This window comes from Rhizobium sp. S96, from assembly GCF_030382195.1.
In the GTDB taxonomy this organism is placed as follows: Bacteria; Pseudomonadota; Alphaproteobacteria; order Rhizobiales; family Rhizobiaceae; genus Rhizobium.
The window spans coordinates 167,350-186,252 of the sequence record NZ_JAUDRY010000012.1 but is presented as its reverse complement, the minus strand read 5'-3'; the positions used below and the strand labels follow the sequence as shown (position 1 = coordinate 186,252).

Sequence of the window (18,903 nt, the reverse complement as noted above, 5' to 3'; positions counted from 1 at the left end):
CTGACGCTATTCAAATCCGCCGCGGTGAACGGCCGTATTAGGAGCCAGCCCCGCAAGCGGCCGTCTCGAATCACATGCTCTCACCTAACGGGATGAGATTTAATGCCTGATTAACCACGATTGCCGGCGCCGGACGACAGAGCTTTGTTGTTACCAAATGTCCGGCCATGGTTGTGCGATCCGCCCTTGACCCAGTTCACCGCTTTGCAAGTCGAACGGTGATTCCCATAATTTTTGTTCTCGTCAAGCTTTTCCAGAAAAAAAGCCTCAGAAAACTCGGAAAATGCCTTATCCACAGGCTCCGCACCGCTCACGCGATTGCCATCCATAGATAGGATGTCACCAGGAGAAGACAAGAGCATCCGGGATTCTTGCAGGCAACGGCAAAAAGGCTCTTCGTCTCGACTTGACCAAAGTCAAGTCGTGCCAAGGCCCGACTACTGCAAACCTATCGCGACTGCCCATCATAGGGCGCGATCTCCAATGTCCCAAGATCAATCGCCGGAATGCAGCGCACATTGATCGACGCCATGGCATCACCATTCGGGAGAACACCTTCGCCGAACGGGGCAATACCGCAATTCCCACAGAACCGATGCTTGATGACATGGCTGTTGAATGTATAGGTCGACAGGTTTTCCTCAGGCGTTGTGAGCTTGAACTTGTCGCGCGCGACGAATGCCAGCAGGCCGCCGCGCCGGCGACAGAGCGAGCAGTTGCAGTCGATCACCTGCTTGAAATCCCCCTCGACCTCGAATGCGACATTGCCGCAATGGCAGCTTCCCTCATAGATCATTCTTGTCCCCTCCTCACGACCAATCCATCACGACCTTGCCGGAATTTCCCGACCGCATCGCCTCGAACCCTTCCCGGAAATCATCGATCCCGATGCGATGGGTAATGACAGGCGCCAGGTCCAGCCCACCCTGGACGAAGGCGATCATCTTGTACCAGGTCTCGAACATCTCGCGGCCATAGATGCCCTTCAGGTTGAGCATCTTGAAGATCACCTTGTTCCAGTCGATCTCGAAGCCGGCCGGCGCAATGCCGAGAATGGCGATCTTGCCGCCATTGTTCATCTTGTCGATCATGTCGCGGAAGGCGGGCGCGGCACCGGACATTTCAAGCCCGACATCAAAGCCCTCGGTCATGCCGATCGATTTCATCACGTCGGCAAGATTTTCCTTGGAGGCATCGACGACATGATCGATGCCGAGCTTGCGCGCGAGATCCAGCCGATGCGGATTGATATCGGTGATCACGACCTTGCGCGCACCAGACCGCTTGGCAACCATGGCGCCCATGATGCCGATCGGACCCGCACCGGTCACCAGCACATCCTCACCGACCAGATCGAAGGAAAGCGCCGTATGGACGGCGTTGCCGAACGGGTCGAAGATGGCGGCGACCTCATCGGGAATATCATCAGGGATCGGCACGACATTGGCTTCCGGAATGCAGACGAATTCACCGAAAGAACCCGGCCGATTGACGCCGACGCCCAGCGTATTGCGGCAGAGATGTCCGCGCCCGGCACGACAGTTGCGGCATTTGCCGCAGACGATGTGCCCCTCGCCGGACACACGCTCGCCGACATGATACTTGGTGACCGCAGAGCCGATTTCGGCGATGACACCGCAGAACTCATGGCCAACGACCATCGGCACCGGAATTGTCTTCTGCGCCCACTGGTCCCAATTCCAGATATGGACATCGGTGCCGCAGATCGCGGACTTCTTCACCTTGATCAGCACGTCGTTCGGGCCAACCTCCGGCACCGGCACCTGCTCCATCCAAAGCCCGACCTCCGGCTTTGCCTTGACCAGCGCCTTCATCATGTTCGACATGATCCTACTCTCCCAAACCCTTTAAATGACTCCGAGTTCGCGGCCAGCCTCCGCAAAGGCCGCGATTGCGCGCTCGACATCCGCGCGCGAATGCGCCGCCGACATCTGCGTGCGGATACGCGCCTGCCCCTTGGGCACGACAGGAAAGGAGAAGCCGATGACGTAAACGCCCTTCTTCAGCATCAGCGCCGCCATGTCCTGCGCCAGCTTGGCATCGCCAAGCATGACAGGAATGATCGGATGCCCCTCGCCCGCCAGTGTGAAGCCAAGCTTCGTCATCTCCGAGCGGAAAAGCTCGGCATTGGCCGACAGCCGAGCGCGCAGCGCATCGCCACCCTCGATGAGATCGAAGACCTTCAGCGATGCGGCCGCAATCACCGGCGCCAGCGTGTTTGAAAACAGATACGGGCGCGACCGCTGCCGCAGCCAGTCGACGACTTCCGCCTTGGCGGACGTATAGCCGCCGGAAGCACCGCCCAGCGCCTTGCCGAGCGTGCCGGTTATGATGTCGATCCGACCTTCGACGCCGCAGTGTTCGGCCGACCCGCGCCCATGCTTGCCGACGAAGCCGACCGCGTGGCTATCGTCCACCATGACCATGGCGCCATATTTCTCGGCGAGGTCGCAAACGCCCTGGAGATTGGCGATGATCCCGTCCATCGAAAACACGCCATCGGTGGCGATGAGCTTGAAGCGGCTGCCCTCGGCCTTCTTCAACCCCTCCTCGAGCGCCGCCATATCATTGTTGGCATAGCGGAAGCGCTTGGCCTTGGAGAGGCGCACGCCATCGATGATCGAGGCATGGTTCAATGCATCGGAGATGATCGCATCCTCCTCGCCGAGCAGCGTTTCGAACAGCCCGCCATTGGCATCGAAGCAGGAGGAATAGAGAATCGTGTCTTCCATGCCGAGAAAGGCTGAAATGCGGGCCTCAAGCTGCTTGTGCTCCTCCTGCGTGCCACAGATGAAGCGTACCGAGGCCATACCGTAGCCATAGCGGTCGAGCGCCTGCTTGCCGGCCTCCGCAAGCTCCTCGTTGTTGGCAAGGCCGAGATAGTTGTTGGCGCAGAAATTCAGCACCCGCTCGCCGGAAACGACGGCAATTTCACCGGCCTGTTTCGAGGTGATGACGCGCTCGGACTTGTAAAGTCCGGCGTCCTTCAGCCCGGCAAGTTCCGTACGGAGATGAGAGAGGAATTGTGAGGTCATTGGATGGCCCTTCTCTGTTGTTCCCTATCTCGCCGGACTAGCACATCGGTACGCGATTGTCTTGCGCGCCCCGCGCGAGCGGAACACCTAAAGTCCATCGAATATTCGGCAAATCTCTCGTACGTTCAGCCTTCGATCAGGCCGAATTGTTCCTGGATCGCAAGAATCTTTTCCGGCGTATCGGCACCGCTGCGTTCGAGCTCATCGAAGAAGCGCTCGAAGCCGCCGGGCGTGACGATGCCCATCATGCGTCCCGGCAAATCGCCGATGTTTTTCCAGCGATGCGGGACATGCGGCGGCAGCACGATGGTCGAGCCTTCAGGAGCATCGATCACTTCGTCCCCGCACCAGAAGCGATAGGTACCGACGATCACCCTGAACATTTCGGTCTCGCGGGTGTGCGTGTGCGAGGTTGGCCCGGTGCCCGGTGCTGAAAAAGTCTCCCAGGCGCCGAACGCGCCCGCTGTTTCCTCTGCTGTAGCATGAATGAAAACGCGTCCACCATGCGGGTGGCGAGCAATCCTTTCCTGCCCCGGCAGGGACGCGACCGGCTTCTTGAAAATCGTCATGACATATCCCCCAACGATGAGGCAAAATATCAGAACAAATGAATATACGGTACATGGAGGCGGAGGAGAGCTTCTCCAGCCACGACGGCGATCGCGAAGCCTAGTCGTCGTGGTTCAGGATGACCTCGAGAAACGCGTCGCCATAACGCTCCAGCTTCGACTGACCGACCCCTGAAATGCCGAGCAATTCCTTGTGCGTCCGCGGCCGCTCCGTTGCAAAGGCGATCAGTGTCGTGTCGGGGAAGACGACATAAGGCGGAACCCCCAGCGATCTTGCAATCGATGTGCGCTCGGCTCGCAATGCTTCGAACAGAACGCCGTCGGCGCCCGACAGCACCGACCGCCGTTCGGCCTGGGCCGTCTTCTTGGTCCGGCGTTCGGATGCAGGGCGATCCTTTCGGAAAAACACCTCACGTTCGCGCTTGAATACCGTACGCGCCTCGGGTTCCAGCTTCAGCGCACCGAAAGCATCGTGATCAACGCGGACCAACCCCATGGCCAGAAGCTGACGGAAGACCGATTGCCAGGTTCGCGACGCGATGTCCTTCCCGGCGCCGAAGACCGGCATGGTCGTGTGGCCGAACCGCTCCGTCTTCTCGTTGACGTTGCCGAGCAGTACATCAACCACGTGCCCGGTCCCGAAACGCTCGCCCGTACGGTATATGGCGGCGAGTGCCATGATCGCGGCATCCGTCCCGTCCCAGGTCTCGACCGGCTTCAGGCAGGTGTCGCAGCCGCCGCAATTACCGCCATGTGCCTCGCCGAAGTGCGCGAGAATTGCCTGGCGCCGGCACGATGCCGTTTCGCAGATGGCGAGCAGCGCATTGAGTTTGGCGCGCTCCACACGCTTGATCTCGTCGGCGGCACCGCCCTCATCGATCATCCGCCGCCGCTGGATGACGTCGGCCATGCCGTAGGCCATCCAGACTTCAGACGGTAACCCGTCGCGGCCGGCGCGTCCCGTTTCCTGGTAATAGGCCTCGACAGAGCCCGGCAGATCGAGGTGCGCGACATAGCGCACGTTGGGCTTGTCGATCCCCATGCCGAAGGCGACGGTTGCGACGAGGCAGAGTTCGTCCTCTTTGAGAAACGCATCCTGATTGGCATCGCGAAGCGCGCGATCCATGCCAGCATGATAGGGAAGCGCACGAATGCCCTGCCCGTTCAGCCACTCCGCCGTATCCTCGACCTTGGCGCGCGACAGGCAATAGACGATGCCGCTATTGCCCTTGTGACTGGAAAGAAACCGCAGCAACTGCTGGCGCGGCTGGTCACGCTCGACGATTTCATAGGAGATGTTCGGTCGATCGAAGCTGGTGGTAAAGACCTTCGCATTCGTCAGGCCAAGCCGTTCCGCTATGTCGTCGCGAGTGTGCGGATCGGCGGTCGCCGTCAGCGCAATGCGCGGCACATCAGGATAGTGCTCCGCCAGCCTGCCGAGTTCGCGGTACTCCGGTCGGAAGTCATGCCCCCATTGGGACACACAGTGAGCCTCGTCGATGGCAAACAGCGCGATCTTCGAATTGCCGATCGTATCGCGAAAGCCATCCATCAGAATGCGCTCAGGCGTCACATAGAGAAGATCGAGCGCACCGGCGGAAAGCGCCCGGCGAATCTCGATAAACTCCTCGCGCGACAGGGAGGAGTTCAACGCCGCCGCGCGAATGCCGAGTTGCTTCATCGCCTCCACCTGATCGCGCATCAGCGCGATCAAAGGTGATACGACGATACCGACGCCATCCCGGCAAAGGGCTGGAATTTGAAAACAGAGCGACTTGCCGGCGCCTGTCGGAAAAAGCACGACCGCGTCACCGCCGGCAACGACGTGTTCCACGACCTGTTGCTGCTTACCGCGAAAGGCCGGATAGCCATAGACGCGGTTGAGAATTCCAAGAGGAGAACGCTCGGCACCAAACAGCGCATCTCCCGCGGAAAATGCGGTCTCTCCCCTGTCCATCAATGGCTCGCCGCCGCTTTCTTGACCCGACCAGACAGAACGCCGAAGCCGTCGACGATCGCCTCCTGGTTTTCAAGGCGAAGCCCTTCGAAGTGAACCTCCTGCAGCGCACGCATCAGCTGGTCGATGATCTCGCCGTTGCCGGTCTCCGTCGCCTCGGCGATCTCGCGTTCAAGCTCGATCTTCTGCCAGCGGAGCGCCTTCGCGCGCTTGTGGAAGGCGAGCGCCTGGCGATATCCCTCGCGCGCATCCTCCATCGCGGCCTCTTCGGTGGCGATCCAGAGGCGCGCATTGCGAATCTGCTGCTCCAGCCCCTGCATCAAGGATGCGAAGCCCTGCTCCTCAAGCCGTTCGACCAGGTACTCCCGGGTCAGATGCGGGCCGGCGACCGCCGCAGCGGCGCCCAGCATCCCGGACCAGAGCCGCTGGAGGTCCCGGCTGTCGTAGTCGATGGATGCAATCTCATCATATTCATCCTGCATCAGGGCCGGATGGTTGATGACCGTCAGCGCCAGCACGCTCTCGCGCAACGCCGGCACTTCCTGATGCCCGCGCACAAGCCCGGAACGCGCGAGCCGCTCGGAAATGCCGCCTGAGACGCGGGCACCGCGCGGGCCTTCGTTGCCGCGGCCCTTGGACTGACCGCCGCGCTCGAAGCTGCGCCGTTCGTTGCCGCGGTTCTGGTACTGCGGTTGGAAGAAGCTGTTCAGCCTATCGCGAATGTCCTGCTGGTAATGGCGGCGCACGTTCTCATCGGCAATCACCGCCACCAGCTGCTTCAGCCGAGCCTCGAGCTCCGCCTTGGCTTCCGGCGTATCGAAATTTCCGGTGCTGATCTCTCGGCTCCAGATCATTTCGGCCAGGGGCTTGGCTTGGCTCATCACTTTGTCGAAGGGCGCCCGGCCCTCGTTGCGCACGAGATCGTCGGGATCCTTGCCGTCGGGCAGCAGGGCGAAGCGCACGGTTCGACCGGGCTTGATCTGCGGCAACGCCAGATCCGCGGCACGGTTGGCCGCGCGGATACCGGCACCGTCACCGTCAAAGCAGAGCACCGGCTGCGGCGTCATTTTCCAGAGCAGTTCAAGCTGATTTTCGGTCAGTGCCGTGCCAAGCGGCGCAACCGCGTTCTCGACGCCTGCCTGGTGCAGCGCGATGACATCCATATAGCCTTCGACCGCAATGATCGTGCCCTCGCCGTTCGCTCCCTGCGTCGCGCGCCGGGCACGGGCGAAATTGTAGAGCACGTTGCCCTTGTGGAAGAGTTCGGTCTCGTTCGAGTTCAGATATTTGGCTGGAGCGTCGGGCGACATCGCGCGACCACCAAAGGCGATGACCTTCTCGCGCGAGGACAGGATCGGGAACATGATGCGATCACGGAACCGGTCATAGGATACCGGTATCTCTGGACCGTGGACGACCAGGCCACAGGCCTCGATCTGCTCCTTCTGCACACCCTTGCCGGCCAGGAATTCCTTGAGTGCGTTCCGGCTGTCCGGCGCAAAACCGAGCCGGAAGGTTTCGATCGTCCGCCCCGTCAGCCCGCGATCGCGCAGGTAGGCACGCGCCCTCGCGCCATTGGCCGTCTGCAGCTGATCCTGGAAGAACTGTGTGGCAAGCTCCATGACGTCGAGAAGAGAGGTTCTCTCCTTCTCGCGCTTCTCCATCATCGGATCGGCAATCGGCATGGCGACCCCGGCCATGTCAGCAATCTGCTGCACGGCCTCGGGAAAGCTCAGGCCCTCGAGTTCCGAGAGAAACCGGAAATGGTCCCCCGTCACCCCGCAACCGAAGCAGTGATATCGGCCCTTGCGATCCTCGCAATGGAAGCTCGGCGACTTCTCGCCGTGGAACGGGCAGCATGCCCAATAGTCGCCACGCGGCACATTGGTCTTGCGCTTGTCCCAACTCACACGTCGACCGATCACGTCCGAAATCGGCACGCGGTCGCGTATCTCGTCGAGAAAGGAATTTGAAAAGCGCATCTAAACCTCTTGGCTATCCTCCATATAAGCAAGTTCACCCCCGCATGCCACGAACTTTGCCGCCAGAAAGGCGCGCTATTCACAGGCTGGGCGCCTCATCACTTCTTCAGGGCCGATTTTTGTCCCATCAACAATGCGTTACCGGCCCCTGCGACAGGGGGTGCGACATCGTCTTCAGTGGCACCGGCTCGCCATCCTAACCGCCTTGTCACCGCTCGACAAAGGAACTTAGGAATCAATCATAAATCTTTCTAGAACAATGACTTAAAGACGAAACGTAGAATGCCGCCGCCGCCGGAAGGGAGAGCCCTGCCACACTTAAGGCAGCCATTTGGGCCAATTATTATTTTTTTGTAATTTGAAACACTTTCCGCACCGCAATAACTTCCAACTCAACAACGCGATCCCCGAGCGAGGCACCATCCCTACCCCCGGCGCCGCCTCGCAAGGGTGCCTTTGCAACTATCCCGCTGGTGAGGGCTTCGCCCTGAGTCGCTGGCCGGAAGCAAAGAGCAAGAAGGCAGGAGCTCCCCCAGCTCCTGCCTTCTTTAATTTTCAGCAAGTCGCAGATTCCCGACGTTTTTGACCTTAGGAAATATTGACAGCTACCTTTGGCCTGTCCAATGAGGATGGACCACTGGAATACCACATGGCCCACATAGTTGACGAATTTTTAGCGAGCGACGCCTTCTTCTCGGCAGTCTTGCGCTGCGCGCATGAAATGCTGACGATTTACAGGGAAAGCCCTCGGATCGCCTCGATATTTGCTTCGCAACAGCGTTGGTTGCTTGCGCATGCCGGCTTTGCACTTCATTACGGCTATCCGGACGAGCCAAGCAGCGCGCTTTATTCCGGCCGCTTCATTACATTTGCCGTCAAGCATGACATTGCGAGCCGCAACACCGCGGCCGCGTTCATCCAGGAGATGCTCGCCTATCGCTTTCTGCGCCCGATAGAAGGCGCGACCGACAAGCGCACGCGGCTGCTGGAACCGACGGAGACGGCGTCAGAACACTTTTTCAAGTGGATCGCCACGCATCTTTATATTCTCGACAATCTGGACGGCGGCGACCGGCTCGGCCAGGTAACGGCCAATCCCGCGACTGTCGCCCGCATCCAGCCGCTCATTGCAAAGGCCATCATCGAGACCGAGGCCGTGCGCGATCCCGGACCGACCTACAACCTGTTCAACTGGGCCACATCGGGCGGACTGGTCATGGACTACCTGATGAGCCTCGTGCCGTCCTTTGATCGCTCGCAGAAGAGGATCGAGATCGGGCCTGTTTCGCTCAAGCTGATCCGCGACGAATTCAGGATATCGAACACGCACCTGAAGCGGCTGCTGGCGCAGGCCGCTGAAATGGGAAGCATGGGCTGGAGCGGACCGTCATACAAGGGAGATGTCTGGCTCTCCGGCGGCTTCGTCCTAGAGTACTGGCGCTATCAGGCGGCAAAGTTCACCGTGATCGATGCAGCCACCGAAGCCGTACTGGGGCCCGCCATCGCATTGACGACGGGCGCAAGACGCATCAGTTAAGCAGTTCCTTGACGGCGCCCGAGGCCTTCGAAAAGTCCATCTGGCCGGCATAGCGCTCCTTCAGAACCGCCATGACCTTGCCCATGTCCTTCGGACCGGCAGCACCCGTCTCTGCTATGATCGCCGCGATGTTTGCGCGCACGTCCGAATCGGAGAGCTGCTTCGGCATGAAATCCTGCACCACCTTGATTTCGGCGCGTTCCTTGGCGGCGAGCTCCGGGCGGGAATTCTCGTCGTAGATCTTCGCCGATTCGTCGCGCTGCTTCACCATCTTGGCGAGGATCTGCAGGATTTCGTCGTCGCTGGCCTCTTCCTTGCCGGCGCCGCGATTGGCGATATCCCGGTCCTTGATCGCCGCCTGTATCAGGCGAACGGTCGAAAGACGCTCGGCATTCTTGGACTTCATCGCATCCTTGAGGGCGGCGGCGAGTTGATCGCGCAACATCATAATCACTCCTGTTTGAATGCCGCTTCATAAACCAGACGAATGCTTGCGATCAAATAAATTGCGAGAAACCCCGCAGAAAGCGAAAGAAAAGCGCCTTTATGTCGGGTACAAAGATTGACCTCAGGAAATAGCGTGGCTATTTACCGCCACCTGCACCAAAATTCGTGATCAGGCCTGAGAGCGTGCGCCTTGCCGCGCGCATATGCTTGCGAACCAAATGGCCGGCCAGCGTAGCCCAAGGACGCGTGGCTGCCGGAAACGGGATGAAGATGACCGCGACAGCACCCTGGACAACCGAAAAGCCCACCGCCCTGCTCGTTCTGGCAGACGGCACAGTGATCGAAGGCAAGGGCATCGGCGCGACCGGCAAGGTCCAGGCCGAAGTCGTCTTCAACACCGCGCTGACCGGCTACGAAGAGATCATGACCGATCCCTCCTACCTCGGCCAGATCGTCACCTTCACCTTCCCGCACATCGGCAACATCGGCACCAACGACGAAGACATCGAAGACCTGACGCCGGCAGCACGCCACGGCGCGGTCGGCGTCATCTTCAAGGCCGACATGACCGACCCGTCCAACTACCGCGCCGTCAAGCATCTCGACGCCTGGCTGAAGGCGCGCGGCGTCATCGGCCTCTGCGGCATCGATACCCGTGCGCTCACCGCCTGGATCCGTGAGAACGGCGCACCGAACGCGGTTATAGCCCATGACCCGAACGGCGTCTTCGACATCGAAACGCTGAAGGCCGAAGCTAAGGCCTGGAGCGGCCTCGAAGGTCTAGACCTCGCCAAGATCGCCTCCTCCGGCCAGTCCTCGCAGTGGTCGCAGACCCCTTGGGTCTGGAACGAAGGCTACGGCGAACTGAAGGCCGAGGACGCGAAGTATCACGTCGTCTGCCTCGACTACGGCGTCAAGCGCAACATCCTGCGCCTGTTTGCCGGTCTCGACTGCAAGGTAACGGTCATGCCTGCAACGACGAGCGCCGAGGAAGTGCTCGCCATGCAGCCCGACGGCATCTTCCTGTCGAACGGCCCGGGCGACCCGGCCGCAACAGGTGAATACGCCGTTCCGGTCATCCAGTCGCTGATCAAGACGGATATCCCGCTCTTCGGCATCTGCCTCGGCCACCAGATGCTGGGCCTGGCGCTCGGCGCCAAGACCGAAAAGATGCACCAGGGCCACCACGGCGCCAACCATCCGGTCAAGGACCACACGACAGGTAAGGTCGAGATCGTCTCGATGAACCACGGCTTCGCGGTCGACACGAAGTCGCTGCCGCAAGGCGTTGAGGAGACTCACGTTTCGCTCTTCGACGGCACCAACTGCGGCCTGCGCGTGTCAGGCAGGCAGATCTTCTCCGTCCAGCACCACCCGGAAGCCTCCCCCGGCCCGCAGGACAGCCACTATCTGTTCCGCCGCTTCATCAACATGGTGCGCGAGAAGAAGGGCGAAGCGGCACTGGCCGAACGCTAGGCCTGATAACGCTGAGAAATAGAGGAACCGCTTGCAGCAGACCGTTGCAGGCGGTTTTCTTTTGCGGTGTGGAACGCGCGCCATGCCGCAGCGTTCCTAGAGAGACGCCGGATAGAAGGGAAAGCGGATGTCGCAACCCGTCAAACTCCACAAGGGAGGCTGCCTCTGCGGAGAGGTCCGTTACAGCGTAGCCGAAGCGCCGCTGCATAGCGGCATCTGCCACTGCAGAACCTGCCGGAGAATTGCCTCGGCGATGACGCTTCCCTAGTGGTCTTTCCCGCCCGCACCTTCGTCTTCGAGAGCGGTACGCCCAGGCGGTTTGCGTCGTCGGCCAATGTGATCAGGACATTTTGCGGATCGTGCGGATCGCCGCTGACCTACCAGAACACGACGGAACCCGACACCATCGACATCATGACGATAAGCCTCGATGACCCTGAGGCTTACCGCCCCCTGGCCCATGTCTGGGTGTCGGAAAAAGTTGGTTGGGATGTCATCGGCGATGACCTGCCGCAATATCAGAAGGGGCGTCCGGTCGACGATCAGACGCCACCGTCCTCTTAGGCGTGGCGGCGCATGAGAAGATAAAAGCGGCCGCAAAGCATAACGGCTGCGGTGAACAGCCCGATCAGGAAGCCGAACCAGATGCCAATTCCGCCGAAGCCAAGCGGAAAAGCAAAGGCCCAGGCAAGGAAGAAGCCGATCGGCCAGTAGGCAACCAGAGCCATGATCATCGGCACGCTGGCGTCCTTGAGACCGCGCAGCAGACCGTTGGCGATCACCTGCAGGCCATCGACCAGCTGGAACAATCCGGCAATGACGATCAGCGGTCCGGCATAGGCGAGCACCTGAGGCGCCTGCGCCGAGTGCGTATCCAGAAACCAGCTGGCAAAGAACGTCGGCATGATCGCAAACAACAGGCCGCCGATGGCCGAGATGGTGCAGGCGATTGCGGTCACCGACACCGCGGCCCTGACAAGGGCAATGTGATCCCCCTGCCCGTGCGCGACGCCGACACGAACGGTCGCCGCCTGCGAAAGGCCAAGCGGTATCATGAAGGCGATCGATGCCCACTGCAGCGCAATCCCGTGCGCCGCCAGTTCGATCGTGCCGATCCGCCCCATCAGCAACGATGCCATGGTGAACAGGCTGACCTCGGCAAGAACGGTGACGCTGATCGGCACTCCGAGACGCACGACCTCCAAGAAGGCCTTCCAGTCCGGCCGCCAGAAGCGCACGAAAAGCTCATAGCGGCGCGTTTCCGGCCGGCTCTGCACATAGGCGAGGATGAAGAAGAAGCCCGCCGTCTGTACGACGACGGAAACGATGGCCGCCCCCCTCAACCCCATCGCCGGCAGGCCGAAATGGCCGAGCACCAGCATGTAGGCAAAGATGGCATTCAGCACCAGCATCGCGATCGTCACGTTCAGGATCACGGCCGCCTTGCCGATCGCGCTCACCAGCGCCCGCACGACGTTGTAGAGAAGCGCCGGCAGCACCGCAAACTGGCCAATGACGATATAGCTGTGCGCCAACGCCGCGACCTCGGGCTTTTGGCCGGCGGCGAGCAGGATGCGTTCGGAATTGAAAAAAGCAGGCAGCATCAGCAGCCAGAAGGCAAGAACCACCCAGAACCCCATGCGCAAGGAGCGGCGCACGCTGACGACGTCGCCGCGACCATAGGCCTGCGCCACCATCGGGATGACGGCAATCGAAAAGCCGGAGCCGAAGACCAGGATGGTGAAGAGGAACTGGCCGGCAAGCACCATCGCGCCCAGATGCTCCGGGCCGAGGCGGCCGACGATCATCACGTCGGTCGTGTTGATGCCGAGCTGAGCAAGTTGCGCACCGATCAGCGGGATCCCGAGCGCCAGCGTGGCGCGGATATGCGCGGACCAACGGTTATCGGTTGTCGGCGCGAGCTTTCGCGCGTCGATCGGGGTATCCATGACCTGTTCCTGTGATTCAATCGCCCACGGCTGCAACAGGCAGCAAGGGCCAACGGTGGTCTAGCTGAAAGAAAAGGAAAGAAACACCAGAAAACATGCAAATGATGAAAAATTCATCATCGCATCAGCAATTCTGATGGTTCATTCCGCGGGTTGTTCCACCATCGATCCCGGCTTGGCGACCCGCACCCTGAGCAGAAAGACCAGCGCCGCAACCAGAATGAAGATGGCAGCCATCAGGTATGGCGCGCCGGCGAAGGTGATCGGCGCGTCCGCCTTGGTGAAATAGCCGAACATCTGCGTGAAGATCAGCGGCCCGACAATCGTCGTGATGCTGCTGAGGCTCGTCAACGCCCCCTGCAGCTCACCCTGCGCCGTTGGCGGCACCTTGCCAGCTGCAATGCTGCGAAGCGGCGGATCAGCGACATTCTCCATGACGGTGAAGACGATGACGGCATAGACCATCCAGCCTTCCCACGCGAAGGCATAGCCGGTCAGGCCCACCACGGAGAAACAGAGGCCGACGACCGCCGTCTTCCATTCTCCGAGGATTGGTACGATCTTCGGCAGCACGACGCCCATGACGAACGCCGCGCCGATGCCGTAAATCCCAAGCGAAAGCCCGATCTGCCCTTCGCTCCAGCCATACCGGTAGGTCGATACGAACGACCAGACGGCCGGATAGACCGCATGCGCCAGCCAGAACAGGAACATGACGACGCAGATCCAGCCGATCCCGGCATAGTTGCGCATCTGCCTCAGGGCGCCGAGCGGGTTGGCACGCTTCCACTCGAACGCGCGCCGGTTCTTGTCATCCAGCGTTTCCGGCAACAGGAAACAGGCGGCCACGAAATTGGCGAAGGACAAGGCAGCAGCGCCGTAGAACGGCACACGCGGGCCGAACTCACCCAGGACCCCGCCGATCACGGGACCGATCGTAAAGCCGACACCGAATGCAATACCGATGAGGCCGAAATTCTTGGCACGGTTTTCTTCCGTGCTGATGTCGGCGATATAGGCGGAACAGGTGGCAAAACTGCCGCCGCTCAAGCCGGCCAGCATGCGGCCGATGAACAGCATCCAGAAGCTGGTGGCGACAGCGCAGATGAGATTGTCGATCGCGAAGGTCAGCACTGACAGCAGCAGGATCGGCCGCCGTCCGAAGCGGTCGCTGAGATTGCCGAGAAACGGCGCGAACAGAAACTGCATTCCCGCATAGACGACCAGCAGCCAGCCGCCGTCGAGCGCGGCGTCACTGACGGAGCCGCCTGTCAGCTGCTCCAGATAGACCGGCAGGACGGGCATGATGATCGCGATCCCGATCACATCCAGAAACAGGATCATGAAGACGAGAAACAATCCACGGCGTACAAATTTCGGATCGAGCATGAGACATCTCTACAGCGTTGTTTCTGGAAAGACGATCTCGTCGCCGGAGATGTTACATATCGCAGGCTCAGAAACGAAACAATACGTGAACATTTCAAATGTTTTGATAGGCTCACCAGTTCTGTTGATGGAGAAGCGGAACAAAAGGCGCACCTAGCCTGCCTTGCGCTGTTCCGCCTTCACGAAGTCGACAAAGGCGCGCAGCGTCGAGGGCATGTGCCGGCGGCTGGCATAATAGAGGAATGGGCCGGAAAATTCAGTGACCCAATCCTCAAGAATCGGCACCAGCGCACCAGCCTTGATCGCCGGTGTCAGCAACTCTTCGAAGGTGCGGATGACGCCGAGACCCGCTGTCGCCGCACCAACCTCCATTTCGATCACATTCGAGACCACCGGGCCGCTCGGCGTGACAAGAAGCGTTTCACCGTCCCGCTCGAATTCCCATGGCAAGGGCGCACCGCTCAGGAAGCGATGCCGAATGCAGTCGTGATCGATCAGCTCGGCGGGGTGCTGCGGCGTTCCTCGTCGAGCCAGATAGTCAGGCGCCGCCGCCGTGATGTAGCGCTGCCGGCGCGGTCCGATCGGCACTGCGATCATGTCCCGCTCCAGCCGCTCGTCATAGCGAATGCCGGCGTCGTAGCCTGCGGCCAGAACATCGATGAACGTATCCTCGCCCACGATCTCCAGCGTAATCCCGGGATAGAGGTTCAGAAACCGGTTGGCCATTTCGGGGAGAAACAAGCGAGCGGCGATCGTCGGCACATTCAGCCGCAGCGTCCCAGATGGGCTGTCCCTGAAACTGTCGAGCTGGCCGAGGGCCGAGGCCACCTCCCCCAGCGCTGGCGCCAGACGTTCCAGGAGCCTCTGCCCTGCCTCTGTCGGCGTAACGCTCCGTGTCGTGCGGTTGAGGAGACGTACACCCAGGCGCTCTTCGAGGCGGCGAAGCGACTCGCTCAGGGATGAGGCGGAAACACCGCGTTTGCGAGCCGCCGCGCGAAAGCTGCGCTCCCTTGCAATAGCGGCAAAGGCATCCAGATCACCAAGAGGCAGATCATCCATTGTTCGTTTTTCCGTACAGCCCGTGCAAATTTACTCGAGTTATCGCACAAGACTGCAGGCGATAAAACACCTGCCAGCAACGGTTCGGCCAAGAAGGAGAATGACATGCAGACTTACCGCCTGGGAAACACCGGCCCCGAAGTATCCGTCCTCGGGCTCGGCTGCATGGGCATGTCGGGGATGTACGGCCCGGCCGACCGCGCCGAGAGCATCGCCACGATCCACGCCGCTCTTGACGCCGGCATCAACCTCCTCGACACCGGCGACTTCTATGGGATGGGCCACAATGAAATGCTGATCGGCGAAGCGCTGAAGGGGCGCAGCCGTGACAAAGTCGTGCTCAGCGTCAAGTTCGGGGCGCTGCGTGACCCCGCGGGCGGCTGGAACGGCTACGATTCCCGCCCTGCCGCAATCAAGAACTTCCTAGCCTATACGTTGAAGCGCCTCGACGTCGATTATATCGACATCTACCGCCCTGCCCGCCTCGATCCCGCCGTGCCGATCGAAGAAACGGTCGGCACGATCGGCGACCTGATCAAGGCGGGATACATCCGCCACATCGGGCTTTCCGAAGTCGGCGCGGAAACGATCAGACGCGCCGCAGCCGTTCACCCCATCTGCGACCTGCAGATCGAATACTCCCTGATCTCCCGTGGCATCGAAGGGAACATTCTCCCAGCCTGCCGCGCGCTCGGCATCGCCGTCACCGCCTACGGCGTCCTGTCTCGCGGCCTGATCAGTGGCCATTGGCAGAAAGGCCAGGGCTCCAGCGCCGGCGACTTCCGCGGCATGAGCCCGCGCTTTCTGGATGGCAATATCGATCAGAACCTCGCGCTGGTGGAGGAGCTTCGCAAGATCGCCGAGGCAAAGCGCGTTTCCGTCGCGCAGATCGCGATTGCCTGGGTGGCCGCGCAAGGACACGACATTGTGCCGCTCATCGGCGCCCGCCGTCGCGATCGGTTGACGGAAGCGCTTGGTTCCCGCGCTGTCACACTGACCGCAAGCGACATGGCAGCAATCGAAAATGCCGTCCCGAAGGACGCGGCGGCCGGCTCGCGTTACCCGACGGCAATGCTCAAGCACATGGACAGCGAAAGGTGAGTGGCAACTAACAAGTGATCGGCTTCCTCCCTAGGAAGCCGACGTCGATCAAACCGGCCCGGAAAACGTATCGCAATCCGACAACTTGCCGCTGTCGAAGCCACGCTTGAACCACTTGACGCGCTGCGCCGAGGTGCCGTGGTTGAAGCTTTCCGGAACGACATAGCCCTGGCTCCGCTTCTGCAGTGTATCGTCACCGATCTGCTGGGCTGCATTCAGCGCCTCCTCAAGGTCTCCCGCGTCGAGAATGCCCTTCTGGTCGGTGAACTTTCCCCAGATGCCGGCGAAACAATCAGCCTGCAACTCGACGCGAACCGACATCTTGTTGGCATCGGCCTCGCTCATGCGCTGCCGCGCTTCGTTGAATTTCGGCAGGATGCCAAGCTGGTTCTGCACGTGGTGCCCGACCTCATGGGCAACGACATAAGCCTCGGCGAAATCACCCGACGCGCCGAACTGACGGCTAAGCTGCTGGAAGAAGGCGGTATCAAGATAGACCTTATGGTCGCTGGGGCAATAGAACGGCCCGGTCGCAGCCGAGGCAAAACCGCAAGCGGACTGCGTCTGTCCCGAGAAAAGAACCAGCCGCGGCTCTTCATAGTCGCGCCCCATGGATTTGAAGATGCCGGTCCACGTATCCTCGGTCTCCGCAAGCACGGTGCGCACGAAGGCCGTCATCTCGTCGTTCGCAGGCGCCTGGCTGCTGCCGCCAGATTGGCTTTGCTCGTAGCCTCCGCCGCCCGTCGAGCCGCCATCCATGATCTGTAGCAGATCGATGCCCATCGCCTTGAATATAAGGTAGAGCACGACGAGAAAGATGATCGTGCCGATGCTGAGGCCACCGCCGCGGCGCCCCATTCCGCCACCGGATGGAAAGCTGAAGCCGCCACCCTGACCCAACCCGCCCATGGAAGGATCGCCACGCCGATCCTCGATATTGTCGGACTGACGCCGGCCCTTCCACTCCATGACGATCTCCCCGACCAAGCCTTAGGACGTTGTTTGACCAACTATATATCCCGGCCTCCGGGAAATTCCAGACGATTCGAGCGTAACGATCGCCACGGCGGTCGCCAAAAAGGACCTGCCGGCAACAGCGCCAACCATTCGGCAACGCATGAGCGTGTGGCCGCAAACACTTGACCCGACTCTGTCTTTTACCTTCTTCTTCGGCGGAGGAGACTGCGGGAGGAAAGACAACATGAAAGCCGTGCGCCTGGAATCAACAGGACAACTACGCCTGCGCGATATCGAAAAGCCGTCTCCCGGAGCGAGCGACCTGCTGGTCAAGGTAGAGGCTTGCGGCATCTGCGGCACGGATCGCCACCTTTTCCTCGGCGAGTTTCCGTCCCATCCGCCGGTGACGCTCGGCCATGAATTCGTTGGCGTCGTCGAGGAAGTCGGCGCCGACGTCAGCGGCTTCCGAAAAGGCATGCGCATCACCGGCGATCCGAACATTGCTTGCGGCCGCTGCGCCGAGTGCCAGCGCGGCCGCATCAATCTTTGCACGAATCTGCAGGCCATCGGCATCCACCGCGACGGCGGCTTCGCCGAATATGTGATCGTGCCGGTGAAGCAGGCCTTCGAACTCCCCGCGGATCTGCCGCCCTTGCATGGCGCCTTCTGCGAACCGCTTGCCTGCTGCCTGCACGGCGTGGACCTCGCCGAGATCAAGACAGGATCTTCCGTCATTGTCCTTGGCGGCGGCGTAATCGGTCTGCTGGTGGTTCAGCTCGCAAGGCTTGCCGGTGCAACGAGCGTTGTTCTCGTGACGCGCAGCGCAGAAAAACGCCAGCTAGCGGAGGAACTGGGCGCAACGGCAACGGCGGATCCATCGTCCGGCGATATCATCGAACAGCTGATTGCCCGCAACGGTATTCTGCCCGGCGGCGCCGATATCGTCATCGAGTGCGCCGGCATCAGCGAAACCATCGAGCAGGCCCCGGCCCTTGCCCGCCGCGGCGGCACTGTCGTGATTCTCGGTGTCATGCCGCAGGGAACAAAGGTTGCGATCGAACCATTCGACCTGCTCTTTCGCGAGATCAAGCTGGTCAACTCCTTCCTCAATCCCTTCACGCACCGGCGCGCGGCCGAATTGATCGCCACGCAGACCATCAAGGTCGAGCCCCTGATCTCGCGTCGCATCGGCTTCGACGAAGCGGTGGAAGCGATCAGCAATCCGGCAACGCGTGGCGAGATCCGCGCCCTTGTCGTACCGGCCTTGAAATAGCGACAGGCAAAGCCTTCGATTCCTGTCGATTCCGCAATTTATGGGGTTCCGTTCACGAATACATTTGCCTATAAGCCGCTTCTAGCCTGAAAAGACCATCATATGCGCGACCCGGCCGGTGCCTCCCACCCTGGCCGGCTTTCTGCGCAGC

At 60.8% G+C, this 18,903-nt stretch carries 18 protein-coding genes; 6 read left to right on the top strand and 12 right to left on the bottom strand.

Features of this window, described 5'->3' with window-relative positions:
• Positions 1–110: 110 nt before the first annotated feature.
• The 7 genes from QTL94_RS15685 to dnaG all read right to left on the bottom strand — a co-directional run bounded on the left by QTL94_RS15685 (position 111) and on the right by dnaG (position 7,564).
• Positions 111–362, bottom strand: coding sequence for a hypothetical protein (locus tag QTL94_RS15685; protein WP_141684029.1), 252 nt, complete (start codon positions 360–362; stop codon positions 111–113).
• Positions 363–448: 86 nt separating this feature from the next.
• Entirely contained in the window at positions 449–796 is a 348-nt protein-coding gene (locus QTL94_RS15680) for a GFA family protein (protein WP_065693472.1), read from the bottom strand.
• Between the two features lie 13 nt (positions 797–809).
• Positions 810–1,847 (bottom strand): L-threonine 3-dehydrogenase, encoded by a 1,038-nt coding sequence (gene tdh, locus QTL94_RS15675; RefSeq protein WP_289802502.1) that lies wholly within the window; start codon positions 1,845–1,847, stop codon positions 810–812.
• Positions 1,848–1,868: 21 nt separating this feature from the next.
• The gene (locus tag QTL94_RS15670) at positions 1,869–3,056 is read right to left on the bottom strand and encodes a glycine C-acetyltransferase (protein WP_289802501.1); all 1,188 of its coding nucleotides are present in this window, start codon (positions 3,054–3,056) and stop codon (positions 1,869–1,871) included.
• 125 nt (positions 3,057–3,181) lie between these two features.
• Positions 3,182–3,625, bottom strand: a complete 444-nt coding sequence (locus QTL94_RS15665; RefSeq protein ID WP_065693469.1) for a cupin domain-containing protein — start codon at positions 3,623–3,625, stop codon at positions 3,182–3,184.
• Positions 3,626–3,725: 100 nt separating this feature from the next.
• Positions 3,726–5,582 carry a DNA helicase RecQ gene (gene recQ, locus QTL94_RS15660; protein WP_289802500.1) on the bottom strand — a complete coding sequence of 619 codons (1,857 nt, stop codon included), beginning with the start codon at positions 5,580–5,582 and terminating at the stop codon, positions 3,726–3,728.
• Positions 5,582–7,564 (bottom strand): DNA primase, encoded by a 1,983-nt coding sequence (gene dnaG / locus QTL94_RS15655; RefSeq protein WP_289802499.1) that lies wholly within the window; start codon positions 7,562–7,564, stop codon positions 5,582–5,584. The genes recQ and dnaG overlap by 1 nt, the downstream gene beginning before the upstream one ends.
• 649 nt (positions 7,565–8,213) lie before the next feature.
• On the opposite strand from dnaG, the gene QTL94_RS15650 reads away from it, so the two are divergent.
• A complete protein-coding gene (locus QTL94_RS15650; protein WP_289802498.1) occupies positions 8,214–9,101 on the top strand; it encodes a hypothetical protein in 888 nt (295 codons plus the stop codon).
• On the opposite strand, the gene QTL94_RS15645 is transcribed toward QTL94_RS15650, so the two are convergent.
• Complete coding sequence (locus QTL94_RS15645) at positions 9,094–9,546, bottom strand: GatB/YqeY domain-containing protein (protein WP_065693774.1); 453 nt, start codon at positions 9,544–9,546, stop codon at positions 9,094–9,096. The two genes, QTL94_RS15650 and QTL94_RS15645, sit on opposite strands and share 8 nt — an antisense overlap.
• Before the next feature lie 272 nt (positions 9,547–9,818).
• Here QTL94_RS15645 and carA point away from each other — a divergent pair, with 272 nt between their 5' ends.
• The 3 genes from carA to QTL94_RS15635 all read left to right on the top strand — a co-directional run bounded on the left by carA (position 9,819) and on the right by QTL94_RS15635 (position 11,588).
• The gene (gene carA, locus QTL94_RS15640; protein WP_289802497.1) at positions 9,819–11,024 is read left to right on the top strand and encodes a glutamine-hydrolyzing carbamoyl-phosphate synthase small subunit; all 1,206 of its coding nucleotides are present in this window, start codon (positions 9,819–9,821) and stop codon (positions 11,022–11,024) included.
• Positions 11,025–11,151: 127 nt separating this feature from the next.
• Positions 11,152–11,292, top strand: coding sequence for a GFA family protein (locus QTL94_RS28455; RefSeq protein ID WP_502944141.1), 141 nt, complete (start codon positions 11,152–11,154; stop codon positions 11,290–11,292).
• Positions 11,292–11,588, top strand: coding sequence for a GFA family protein (locus QTL94_RS15635; RefSeq protein WP_289802496.1), 297 nt, complete (start codon positions 11,292–11,294; stop codon positions 11,586–11,588). Before QTL94_RS28455 ends, QTL94_RS15635 begins: the two co-directional genes overlap by 1 nt.
• On the opposite strand, the gene QTL94_RS15630 is transcribed toward QTL94_RS15635, so the two are convergent.
• The 3 genes from QTL94_RS15630 to QTL94_RS15620 all read right to left on the bottom strand — a co-directional run bounded on the left by QTL94_RS15630 (position 11,585) and on the right by QTL94_RS15620 (position 15,421).
• Entirely contained in the window at positions 11,585–12,973 is a 1,389-nt protein-coding gene (locus QTL94_RS15630) for an MATE family efflux transporter (protein ID WP_289802495.1), read from the bottom strand. The genes QTL94_RS15635 and QTL94_RS15630 overlap by 4 nt on opposite strands.
• 141 nt (positions 12,974–13,114) lie before the next feature.
• Positions 13,115–14,362: a TCR/Tet family MFS transporter gene (locus QTL94_RS15625; RefSeq protein WP_289802494.1), complete on the bottom strand. Its 1,248-nt coding sequence runs from the start codon at positions 14,360–14,362 to the stop codon at positions 13,115–13,117.
• A gap of 153 nt (positions 14,363–14,515) precedes the next feature.
• Complete coding sequence (locus QTL94_RS15620) at positions 14,516–15,421, bottom strand: LysR family transcriptional regulator (RefSeq protein ID WP_289802493.1); 906 nt, start codon at positions 15,419–15,421, stop codon at positions 14,516–14,518.
• A gap of 105 nt (positions 15,422–15,526) precedes the next feature.
• Here QTL94_RS15620 and QTL94_RS15615 point away from each other — a divergent pair, with 105 nt between their 5' ends.
• A complete protein-coding gene (locus tag QTL94_RS15615) occupies positions 15,527–16,522 on the top strand; it encodes an aldo/keto reductase (RefSeq protein ID WP_289802492.1) in 996 nt (331 codons plus the stop codon).
• A 48-nt stretch (positions 16,523–16,570) separates the two neighbouring features.
• On the opposite strand, the gene ypfJ is transcribed toward QTL94_RS15615, so the two are convergent.
• Positions 16,571–17,491, bottom strand: a complete 921-nt coding sequence (gene ypfJ / locus QTL94_RS15610; RefSeq protein WP_289802491.1) for a KPN_02809 family neutral zinc metallopeptidase — start codon at positions 17,489–17,491, stop codon at positions 16,571–16,573.
• 232 nt (positions 17,492–17,723) lie between these two features.
• Here ypfJ and QTL94_RS15605 point away from each other — a divergent pair, with 232 nt between their 5' ends.
• Complete coding sequence (locus tag QTL94_RS15605) at positions 17,724–18,752, top strand: zinc-dependent alcohol dehydrogenase family protein (RefSeq protein ID WP_289802490.1); 1,029 nt, start codon at positions 17,724–17,726, stop codon at positions 18,750–18,752.
• Positions 18,753–18,903 lie beyond the last annotated feature (151 nt).